General features: G+C 71.7%; 4 protein-coding genes. All 4 read left to right on the plus strand.

The genetic code is table 11. The annotated features are described in order from the left end of the window. Positions 1-420: 420 nt before the first annotated feature. Positions 421-945, plus strand: coding sequence for an Rv3235 family protein (locus tag ACFVXK_RS35635; protein WP_389620579.1), 525 nt, complete (start codon positions 421-423; stop codon positions 943-945). A gap of 32 nt (positions 946-977) precedes the next feature. Then, positions 978-1,478, plus strand: a complete 501-nt coding sequence (locus ACFVXK_RS35640) for a DUF6912 family protein (protein ID WP_389620570.1) — start codon at positions 978-980, stop codon at positions 1,476-1,478. An 86-nt stretch (positions 1,479-1,564) separates the two neighbouring features. Next, the gene (locus ACFVXK_RS35645; RefSeq protein ID WP_389620573.1) at positions 1,565-2,233 is read left to right on the plus strand and encodes an HAD family hydrolase; all 669 of its coding nucleotides are present in this window, start codon (positions 1,565-1,567) and stop codon (positions 2,231-2,233) included. A 352-nt stretch (positions 2,234-2,585) separates the two neighbouring features. Next, a complete protein-coding gene (locus ACFVXK_RS35650) occupies positions 2,586-7,553 on the plus strand; it encodes an NAD-glutamate dehydrogenase (protein ID WP_389620576.1) in 4,968 nt (1,655 codons plus the stop codon). The last annotated feature ends 45 nt before the right edge of the window (positions 7,554-7,598 follow it).

Raw genomic sequence — 7,598 nt, forward strand, 5'->3', positions numbered from 1 at the left:
GCTCTTGACTGACCGGCCCGACGCGGAAGGACGATGAGACTGACGGGAAAGCCCCAACCCTTCTCTGAGACCGCTCCGGAAGGTCCCGCCGGTCCCGCCCGTCCCCCCCCCGTCCCGGATGCGGCTGGGGGGCGGTGTGTGGGGCCGGGAGGGTGACTGGGGGTTACCCCTTTCGGGCTTGGGTGGGAGGGGGTTCGGGCGTCCACGTAGGGCCTGGGGGAGGGGTTTCTGCCGCCTGGGTGGGAGGCGTCCGCACTCGGATAGGTGAACCTCCGCCGGGGGCTTCGGGGTGGGGTGTGGTGGTTGCGGAGCGTGTTCGGGGGTCGTAGAAAAACCACGTCTAGTTACCGCTTGGTACCCCCAGGGGCCAGGCTCGGTCTGATCGGGGGAATCGGCATGGACACCACCACGGGCGGCACCATCGGCGGCGAAGGCAGCCGCAGCAGGCCGGGGGCGCCGAGCCGGACCCGGCCCGCCGGGCGGCGGGATCAGCGGCGGCCGGGGGGTGCCCGGGTGGCGGGCGGGGCCCGGTCCGGGGCGGGGGCGGACGGGGACAGGCCGCAGCGGGGGGTTGGGAGTCCGCGGGCCGTGCGGCGGATGGGGCCGCACGAGTGGTTCGCGCAGCGGATCCTCGCCGTGGTGAGTGGGCAGCGGCCCGTGCATTCGTTGCTCGGGCTGACCGTCGGGGAGGCGTACGACCAGCTGGTCGAGCTCGCGCCCACCGGGCCGCTGCGGGAGCGGCTGCGGCCGGTGCTGCGGCACTGCGGGCGGTTCCATCCGGGGCCGGGGGTGATCGAGGCCTTCGCGCGGATCGCGACCGGGGAGCGGGTCTCCGCGATGGCCTTCCGGCTGGAGCAGGGGGCCGACCAGCGCTGGCGGTGTGCCGCGGTGGAGATCCGGGGCCCCCGCCCCTGGGGGAGTTCGCGGGTCGCGGTCGTATCCTGAGGGGGTTTTCCGACTACCGAAAGCAGCCGGCCATGCGCGTGTACGTCCCCCTGACCCTCCCCGGGCTCGCCGAGGCGCACAAGGCGGGCGAGCTGGGGCCCGCCCCGCTCCGCGCGTACGCCGTGACGCCCGGTCTGCGGGAGTGGTACGTCTCCGACGACATCGAGGAGCTGGAGTACGCGGCCCTGGGCCGGGCCGCCGCCGCCTCGCTGCGGATGCTGGCCGAGGACGCCGCGGCCCCGCGCAAGCGGGTCGTCGTCGCCGTCGACGTGGCGGACGGGGCCGCCGTCGCGTCCCCGGGCGTGGACGAGGCCACCCTCGGGCAGGTGACGCTCGCCGCCGCCGTGCGGCTGACCGTGGCCGCCGCCGTGCACGTGGACGCCGAGGACGCAGAGGCGGACGTGACCGCCGCCGCCGGGGCGCTGGCCGCCGCGGACGCCGGGGACGACGACGCGCAGTTCACCGTCGACGGAGCCGAGGACCACGAGCTGCTGTGGTTCGGGGTGCAGGAGATCCCCGGGCTGCTGGGCTGAGCGGTCCGAGCGGCGTGGGTGAGGTGGAGCCGGTGGGTGAGATGGGTGAGATGGGTGTGATGGGTGGAATGGGGGCTGAGGTTCCGGTGAGTGGTGGTACGGCCCACATCGTGTGGGACTGGAACGGGACCCTGCTGCACGACATCGACGCCGTCATGACCGCCACGAACGCCTCCTTCGCCGAGCTCGGTTTCGAGCCGATCACCCTGGAGCGGTACCGCGAGCTGTACGTCGTCCCCGTGCCGAGGTTCTACGAGCGGCTGATGGGCCGGCTGCCCACCGAGGCGGAGTGGGCCGTCATGGACGAGGCCTTCCACCGGCACTACTGGGCGGCCGCCGCGGACGCCGGTCTCGCCGAGGGCGCGCGGGAGCTGCTGCGGGGCTGGCAGGAGGAGGGGCTCACCCAGTCCCTGCTGTCGCTGGCGCCGCACGACAAGCTGGTGCCCCTGGTCCGCGAACACGGCATCGACGTGCACTTCCTCCGGGTCGACGGCCGTACCGGGCCCTCCCACACCTCCAAGGCGGGGCACCTCGTACGTCATATGGCCGCCATGGAGGCGGCCGGTGTGACGGCTTCCCGTACGGTCCTCGTCGGCGACGCCGTGGACGATGCGCTGGCCGCCGCCCACGTGGGCGCACGCGCCGTCCTGTACACGGGCGGTTCGCACAGCCGGGCCAGTCTGGAGTCGGCGGGCGTGCCCGTGGTCGACAGCCTCGCCGAGGCCGTCGCCACCGCCCGTGAACTGGCCGGATAGCGACCCCCGCACGCCGCGGCGGCCGAGTCGCTGGCCAGAGTGTCCAGGTTTTACCCCGGGTTTTGTACAGATGCAGTGAATGACGACCTGGGGGTCCGGCGAGATAGCCTTGTACCCGTGATCAGCGCGATAGTCCTCGGGGGCACCCATGCCCCCGGCCCGCGCCCGGCGCACGTCCGTGCCCGGGCCTTCGCTGATCCCCGCCGCCGGGACCTGTCGATCATGGTCGAAGCCTTCCCGGGCGGCTCTCCCGACGACACTGCGCCGCAACCGGACGGATGCTCCGTTCGGCGCTTTGTCATTCCTTCCTTCCCCTACGTCACGCAATGGCGCGCGACAGGAGCCAGAGGACATGCAGACCAAGCTGGACGAAGCAAAGGCCGAGCTGCTCGCGCGGGCGGCACGGGTAGCTGAGAACAGCCCGGCCGGGGGGCTACTTCCGACTGGGTCCGAGCAGGGCGAGCACCCCGGACAGGGAGCGACGCTCGCCTACCTCCAGCGCTACTACCTGCACACGGCCCCCGAGGACCTCGCGGACCGCGACCCGGTCGACGTGTTCGGTGCGGCGCTCTCCCACTACCGGCTGGCGGAGAACCGCCCGCAGGGCACGGCGAACGTGCGCGTGCACACCCCCACGGTCGAGGAGAACGGCTGGACCTCCAGCCACTCGGTCGTCGAGGTCGTCACCGACGACATGCCCTTCCTCGTGGACTCGGTCACCAACGAGCTGTCCCGCCAGGGCCGCGGCATCCACGTCGTGATCCACCCGCAGGTCGTCGTGCGCCGTGACGTCACCGGCAAGCTGATCGAGATCCTCGGCCCGGACTGCGACGCCCACGGCCCCAAGACCGCGCGCCCGCACGACTCCCTCGTCGAGTCGTGGATCCACGTCGAGATCGACCGCGAGACCGACAAGGCCGACCTCAAGCAGATCACCGGCGACCTGCTGCGCGTCCTGTCCGACGTCCGCGAGTCCGTCGAGGACTGGGAGAAGATGCGCGACGCCGCGCTGCGCATCGCCGACGAGCTGCCGAACGAGCCGACCGCCCCGGACCTGCGCGAGTACGAGCAGGAGGAGGCCCGCGAGCTGCTGCGCTGGCTGGCCGACGACCACTTCACCTTCATCGGCTTCCGCGAGTACAACCTGGTCGACGGCGACGCCCTCGCGGCCGTCCCCGGCACCGGCCTGGGCATCCTGCGCTCCGACCCGGTCCACCACGGGCAGGAGGACGCGCACCCCGTCTCGCCGTCCTTCAACCGGCTGCCGGCCGACGCCCGCGCCAAGGCCCGCGAGCACGAGCTGCTGGTGCTGACGAAGGCCAACAGCCGCGCGACCGTGCACCGCCCCTCGTACCTCGACTACGTCGGCGTGAAGAAGTTCGACGCCGAGGGCAACGTCGTCGGCGAGCGCCGCTTCCTCGGCCTGTTCTCCTCCGCCGCGTACACCGAGTCCGTGCGCCGCGTCCCGGTGATCCGCCGCAAGGTCGCCGAGGTCCTGGAGGGCGCCGGCTTCTCGCCGTCCAGCCACGACGGCCGCGACCTGCTCCAGATCCTGGAGACCTACCCGCGCGACGAGCTGTTCCAGACCCCGGTCGACAAGCTCCGCGAGATCGCCACCTCGGTCCTGTACCTGCAGGAACGCCGCCGGCTGCGGCTCTACCTGCGCCAGGACGAGTACGGCCGCTACTACTCGGCGCTGGTCTACCTGCCGCGCGACCGGTTCACCACCGGCGTCCGGCTGCGCCTGATGGACATCCTGAAGGAGGAGCTCGGCGGCACCAGCGTCGACTTCACCGCCTGGAACACCGAGTCGGTCCTCTCCCGCATCCACTTCGTCGTCCGCGTCCCGCAGGGCACCCAGCTGCCCGCGCTGACCGACGCCGACGTCGAGCGCGTCGAGACCCGCCTGGTCGAGGCCGCCCGCTCCTGGGCCGACGGCTTCGGCGAGGCCCTGACGGCCGAGCTGGGCGAGGAGCGCGCCGCCGAGCTGCTGCGCAAGTACAGCGGCTCCTTCCCCGAGGGCTACAAGGCCGACCACACGCCGCGCATGGCCGTGTCCGACCTGTGCCACCTGGAGCGGCTGTCCGCCAGCGACCGCGAGTTCGCGCTCTCGCTGTACGAGCCCGTCGGCGCGGGCCCGGGCGAGCGCCGGTTCAAGATCTACCGCGAGGGCGAGCAGGTCTCCCTGTCCGCCGTCCTGCCGGTCCTCCAGCGCCTGGGCGTCGAGGTCACCGACGAGCGCCCGTACGAGCTGCGCCGCAGCGACCGGGTGAGCGCCTGGATCTACGACTTCGGCCTGCGGATGCCGCTGTCCAACGGCAACGGGGACAACTACCTCGGCGACGACGCCCGCGAGCGGTTCCAGGAGGCCTTCGCGGCCGTGTGGACCGGCGAGGCCGAGAACGACAACTTCAACACCCTCGTCCTGGGCGCCGGGCTCACCTGGCGGCAGGCCGTGGTCCTGCGCGCGTACGCCAAGTACATGCGCCAGGCCGGCTCCACCTTCAGCCAGGACTACATGGAGGACACCCTCCGCAACAACGTCCACACCACCCGGCTGCTGGTCTCCCTCTTCGAGGCGCGGATGTCGCCGGGGCGCCAGGCCGCCGGCACCGAGCTCGTGGACGCGATGCTGGAGGAGCTGGACGGGGCCCTGGACCAGGTCGCCTCGCTCGACGAGGACCGCATCCTGCGGGCGTTCCTGACGCTGATCAAGGCCACCCTGCGGACGAACTTCTTCCAGCCGAACGCCGCTGGCGAGCAGCACGCGTACGTGTCGATGAAGTTCGACCCGCAGGCCATCCCGGACCTGCCGGCCCCGCGCCCGGCGTTCGAGATCTGGGTGTACTCCCCGCGCGTCGAGGGCGTCCACCTGCGCTTCGGCAAGGTCGCCCGAGGCGGTCTGCGCTGGTCCGACCGGCGCGAGGACTTCCGTACGGAGATCCTCGGCCTGGTCAAGGCGCAGATGGTCAAGAACACCGTCATCGTGCCGGTCGGCGCCAAGGGCGGCTTCGTCGCGAAGAACCTGCCGGACCCGTCGGTGGACCGCGACGCGTGGCTCGCCGAGGGCATCGCGTCCTACAAGATCTTCATCTCGGCGCTGCTCGACATCACCGACAACATGGTCGCGGGCGAGGTCGTCCCGCCCAAGGGCGTGGTCCGCCACGACGAGGACGACACCTACCTGGTCGTCGCCGCCGACAAGGGCACCGCGACGTTCTCCGACATCGCCAACGGTGTCGCCGAGTCCTACGGCTTCTGGCTGGGCGACGCCTTCGCCTCGGGCGGCAGCGCCGGCTACGACCACAAGGGCATGGGCATCACGGCCCGCGGCGCCTGGGAGTCGGTCAAGCGGCACTTCCGCGAGCTGGGCCACGACACCCAGACCGAGGACTTCACGGTCGTCGGCGTCGGCGACATGTCCGGTGACGTCTTCGGCAACGGCATGCTGCTCTCCGAGCACATCCGCCTGGTCGCCGCCTTCGACCACCGGCACATCTTCATCGACCCGACCCCGGACGCGGCCACCTCGTACGCGGAGCGCCGGCGCCTGTTCGAGCTGCCGCGTTCCTCGTGGGCGGACTACGACACCGCACTGCTGTCGGCGGGCGGCGGCATCCACCCGCGCACCGCGAAGGCCATCCCGGTCAACGCGCAGATGCGGGCGGCCCTCGGCATCGAGGCGGGCGTCACCAAGATGACCCCGGCCGACCTGATGCAGGCGATCCTCAAGTCCCCGGTGGACCTGCTGTGGAACGGCGGCATCGGCACGTACGTCAAGGCGACGGCCGAGACGCACGCCGACGTCGGCGACAAGGCCAACGACGCCATCCGCGTCAACGGCGCCGACGTCCGCGCGCAGGTCATCGGCGAGGGCGGCAACCTGGGTCTGACCCAGCTGGGCCGCATCGAGTTCGCCCGCAGCGGCGCCGGCGGCGAGGGCGGCAAGGTCAACACCGACGCCATCGACAACAGCGCGGGTGTGGACACCTCGGACCACGAGGTGAACATCAAGATCCTGCTGAACGCCCTGGTCACCGAGGGCGACATGACCGTCAAGCAGCGCAACAAGCTGCTGGCCGAGATGACGGACGAGGTCGGTCACCTGGTCCTGCGCAACAACTACGCGCAGAACACGGCCCTGGCCAACGGCTCCGCGCAGGCGCCGAGCCTGCTCCACGCCCAGCAGCGCTTCATGCGCCGCCTGGGCCGTGACGGGCAGCTGGACCGCCAGCTGGAGTTCCTGCCCAACGACCGGCAGATCCGCGAGCTGCTGAACACCGGCCGCGGTCTGACCCAGCCGGAGCTGGCCGTCCTGTTCGCCTACACCAAGATCACGGTGGCGGACGAGCTCATCCACACCGAGCTGCCGGACGACCCGTACCTGCGCCGCCTGCTGCACGCCTACTTCCCGGGCGCGCTGGTGGCGAAGTTCCCCGAGCAGGTCGACGCGCACGCCCTGCGCCGGGAGATCATCACCACCCTGCTGGTCAACGACACCGTCAACACCGGTGGTTCGACCTTCCTGCACCGCCTGCGGGAGGAGACCGGGGCTTCGCTGGAGGAGATCGTCCGGGCGCAGCTGTCGGCCCGCGAGATCTTCGGCCTGGCCGAGGTGTGGGACGCCGTCGAGGCGCTCGACAACAAGGTCGCGGCCGGCGTCCAGACCCGGATCCGGCTGCACTCGCGGCGCCTGGTGGAGCGCGGTACGCGCTGGCTGCTCAACAACCGGCCGCAGCCGCTGCAGATCACCGAGACCGTCGAGCTGTTCAGCGCGCGGGTGGCGCAGGTCTGGGCCGAGCTTCCGAAGCTGGTGCGCGGCGCGGACCTGGAGTGGTACCAGTCGGTGATGGACGAGCTGACCGGCGAGGGCGTGCCCGCGGAGCTCGCGGCGAAGGTGGCCGGGTTCTCCTCGGCCTTCCCGACGCTGGACATCGTCGCCACGGCCGACCGGACGGGCGTGGACCCGCTGGCCGTCGCCGAGGTGTACTACGACCTCGCCGACCGGCTGGACATCACGCAGCTGATGGACCGGATCATCGAGCTGCCGCGGTCGGACCGCTGGCAGTCGATGGCCCGTGCCTCGATCCGCGAGGACCTGTTCGCGGCGCACGCGGCGCTGACGGCGGACGTGCTGTCGGTGGGCGACGCGGACGCGACTCCCGAGGAGCGCTTCAAGGCGTGGGAGGAGAAGAACGCGGCGCTGATCGGCCGGGCGCGCACGACGCTGGAGGAGATCCGCAGCTCGGACGACTTCGACCTGGCGAACCTGTCGGTGGCGATGCGCACGATGCGTTCGCTGCTGCGGGCGCACGTCTAGTCGGCGGGCGGACGGAAACGGGCCGGGCCCGGAACCCCTTCGAGG

Source organism: Streptomyces sp. NPDC058157 (genome assembly GCF_042884105.1).
Lineage (GTDB): Bacteria > Actinomycetota > Actinomycetes > Streptomycetales > Streptomycetaceae > Streptomyces.

Excerpts from the sequence above, each read along its gene's own strand:
- ACFVXK_RS35650 (WP_389620576.1), top strand. The coding sequence starts at position 2,586 with ATGCAGACCAAGCTGGACGAAGCAAAGGCCGAGCTGCTCGCGCGGGCG.
- ACFVXK_RS35640 (WP_389620570.1), top strand. The coding sequence starts at position 978 with ATGCGCGTGTACGTCCCCCTGACCCTCCCCGGGCTCGCCGAGGCGCAC.